Annotated in this window: 3 protein-coding genes; 1 reads left to right on the top strand and 2 read right to left on the bottom strand. The window is 62.8% G+C overall.

Going from position 1 to position 3,093, the window contains the following annotated elements; all coding sequences use genetic code 11:
• A partial coding sequence (locus NP534_RS26385; RefSeq protein ID WP_274100680.1) for a YeiH family protein occupies window positions 1–1,039 on the bottom strand: 1,039 nt, incomplete at its 3' end.
• Window positions 1,040–1,151: 112 nt separating this feature from the next.
• On the opposite strand from NP534_RS26385, the gene NP534_RS26390 reads away from it, so the two are divergent.
• Window positions 1,152–2,039, top strand: a complete 888-nt coding sequence (locus NP534_RS26390) for a LysR family transcriptional regulator (protein ID WP_274100681.1) — start codon at window positions 1,152–1,154, stop codon at window positions 2,037–2,039.
• Between the two features lie 89 nt (window positions 2,040–2,128).
• Here the strand turns inward: NP534_RS26390 and NP534_RS26395 are convergent, their stop codons facing one another.
• Complete coding sequence (locus NP534_RS26395) at window positions 2,129–2,821, bottom strand: DUF421 domain-containing protein (RefSeq protein WP_274100682.1); 693 nt, start codon at window positions 2,819–2,821, stop codon at window positions 2,129–2,131.
• Window positions 2,822–3,093 lie beyond the last annotated feature (272 nt).

Here is a 3,093-nt window from a genome sequence, read left to right on the forward strand (position 1 = left end):
CGAAGGTAATGGCCAGCCCACCGCCCACCAGCCACAGGTTGAGTATCGCCCCGGTAATCAGCGCCCGTGGCCCCGCCTGGCGGATCTGGCTGAATCGGGTCTCCATGCCCAGCGCGGTCATGGCCATGGTCAGGGCAAAGGTGTCGAGCGTATTCACCGCCTGGGTCACACTGCCAGGCAGCACCTGCAGCGAGTTCACCAGCACCAGCGCCAGGAAGCCGAAGGCGAACCAGGGCATGGCGATGCGCCCGTTGCCTTGGCCCTGGCCAGGCTGGCGCGCGCGGCTGATCCACAAGCCCACCACCAGCAACACCGGCACCAGCAGCATCACCCGGGTCATTTTGACGATGGTCGCAATGTGCGTAGCCTCGGGGCTGACGTTGCTCGCGGCGCCGACCACCTGGGCCACTTCATGGATAGTGCCGCCGAGGAACAGCCCGGCGCCCAGGGTATCGAGGTGCAGCCAGCCGGCATTGATCGCCAGTGGGTAGAGGAACATCGACAGGGTACCGAACAGCACTACGCTGCCGACCGCCATGGCGCTCTTGTGCGGTGCGCTGCGCAGCGCCGACTCGAAGGCCAGCACCGCAGCCGCGCCGCAGATGGCACTGCCGGCGGCGGTGAGCAGTGCGGTGTCGCGGTCCAGCTTGAGCAGCTTCATGCCACACCAGAGGCCGATCAGCAGGGTGCTGACCACCACCAGCAGCGACACCGTCAGCCCCGACCAGCCGACTTCGGCGATTTCCTGCAGGCTGACCCGCAGGCCGAAGAAGGCCACAGCGATGCGCAGCAGCCCGCGCGCCGAAAAATTGATGCCCGCCGCCCAACTGGCCGGCACGCCATCGCGCAGTGCATTGCCATACAAGGCACCGGCAACGATACCGACGATCAAGGGGCTGATACCCAGGCTGGCGATGGCGGGCAAGGCCGCCAGCTGGGTGACGGCAAGCGCGAACAGCGCGACGAACAGGATGCCATTGAGCCGCCCTCGGGTAGAGAGGGTAGGCGTATAGGCGGGGTGGGACGGAACCGTGGCCATGTGAGTCCTCCGGGAAAAGTGTTTCGACAAGGCCTACGTTAATCTGGTTATAAGCTTATAAAAAATCGTAATTTAGGATGTGAAGTATCCATTTTGCTGATATTTTCAATTCATGACCCCAGAACAACTGATAACGTTTGCCACGGTTGCCGAGCACGGCAACATCAGCCATGCGGCCCAGGCGTTGCACCTGTCGCAGCCGGCTGTGTCCGGGCAGCTGAAGTTGCTGCAGGAGGCGTTCGGCGAACCGCTTTATCAACGCGCCGGCCGTGGCGTGCGGCTGACAGCTGCGGGTGAGCAACTGCTGGCCCATGCCGAGCGCCTGCGCGACACCTTTCGCCAGGCGCAAGCCCTGCGCGAGGCCATGCGGGGCCTGGAGCGCGGCACGCTGCGCATCGGCGCCAGTACCACCCCGGCCAGCTACCTGTTGCCGTACCTGATCGCCGACTTCCATGCACGCTACCCGGACGTGTCGGTGAGCACCTCCAATGGCAACACTGCAGAAATCGTCGCCGCGCTGGGCAGTGTCGACATCGCCCTGATCGAAGGCCCCCCCGGGCAGGAACTGCCCCTGGGCACGGGGGTGACGCCGTGGCGTGAAGACGAGATCGTCGCCATCGTGCCCAGTGGCCATCCGTTGGCAGGTGACGAGCCGCAGACCCTGGAATCTGTGGGTGCCTACCCCTTGGTGCTGCGCGAGAGTGGGTCGGGGGTGCGGCAGATTGTCGAACGCGCGTTTGCCCGCAGTGGCGTGGCGATGCGCGTGGGGCTGGAGATTGCTGGCGTGGAGGGGGTAAAGGAAGCGGTGCGGGCGGGGATGGGCATCGGCTTTGTGTCGGCCATGTCGATTCGCCATGAAGATGGCGCGTTGCAGCGGCTGCGGATTGCGCCGCAGCCGCTGGTGAGGCGCTTTTCCATCCTGATGCCCCATGCCGCCACGCCTTCGCGGGCGGCGGCACGGTTTATGGCGTTGTGCGTTGGGGAGCTTGATGTGGGTTAGGTCCCGCGGGCGCCCAAGGCATTTCACGCGCCGCCCGGCTTCGACGGCAGTCAATAGCGTCGGGCCAAGGTCGAGGCTGAGCACGCTGCCTAACGATTGCGTAGCGTGTCCAGCGCTGGGGACCAAACGACATGGCCACAGCGCTCACATGCGACCGAGTCGTGCGCCTCATGGTAGGTCGGAAAACCACAGCCCACGCAACAGTAAAGGCCGGCAGAAGGTGGTGAGGAGTATTGCGGGCGGTGCTCGCAGGGGAGCACTGACAAACCCGCCTTGGTGTCTTCCGGCTCAAAGAAATACAAACTGAGCTCACCGTCAGTTTCCAACAGGCCCAAACGTACCTGTCCCAAGTGCTCTACACCGCGTTGGCGTAGTTCCATGAAGAGTTCATTCGAGGAAATGTTCATATTGCGCAGCGAATGGATCTCGTACATTCCGTCCTTCACCACCGTTATCGGCAATCCATCAATCCAGGCTTCGCACGTCTTGCTCCGCTTCATGAGGTAGACCGTACCCCGATACAGCAACAGGAGCGTCAAGAAGACCAGGGCCACCGGCAGCAGCGGAACATCCTCGTAGAAGGTCACATCGCCAGCAGCGGAGCCGAGGGTCAGAATAACGACCAGCTCGAAGCGGGAGAGCTGTTTGATTCCGCGTCGGCCACTGAATTTGAGGAAGAAGAAGACGGCTGCAAATGCGGCCAAGACCCTGAGGGCGACCTCCAGAAGAAAGGTCACAGGCAGCTCGCCCAGCAGCATCCGTTGAAGGTCGAAAGATACCATTCGTTTTCCTATCCGCTTGTCCAAGGGGCACAGGTCGACGATAGCCCGGAAAGGTTCATCGCCCATTCATGGCTAAGACAGCGAGTTTCAGGTCTGCTATCCACCTATCGCTTGTTGTCACCCGAGTAAGCCGGCGCCTGGTGGTCGCTTGCACTATCGTTAGCGACCGCCAGGTTGGTGAATCCACATCGCGTAGGCCGATTTCAATGCCACCAGGTGCCTGGCTTGGCATTTTCAGCGCCTATCAGATCGAGCGCCGCCCGCGCGGCGCA

Origin of the sequence: Pseudomonas sp. 39004 (assembly GCF_028682155.1) — a bacterium.
GTDB classification, from domain to species: Bacteria; Pseudomonadota; Gammaproteobacteria; order Pseudomonadales; family Pseudomonadaceae; genus Aquipseudomonas; species Aquipseudomonas capeferrum.

Coding starts and splice junctions, on each gene's coding strand:
- NP534_RS26390 (WP_274100681.1), top strand. CDS start 1,152: ATGACCCCAGAACAACTGATAACGTTTGCCACGGTTGCCGAGCACGGC.
- NP534_RS26395 (WP_274100682.1), bottom strand. CDS start 2,821: ATGGTATCTTTCGACCTTCAACGGATGCTGCTGGGCGAGCTGCCTGTG.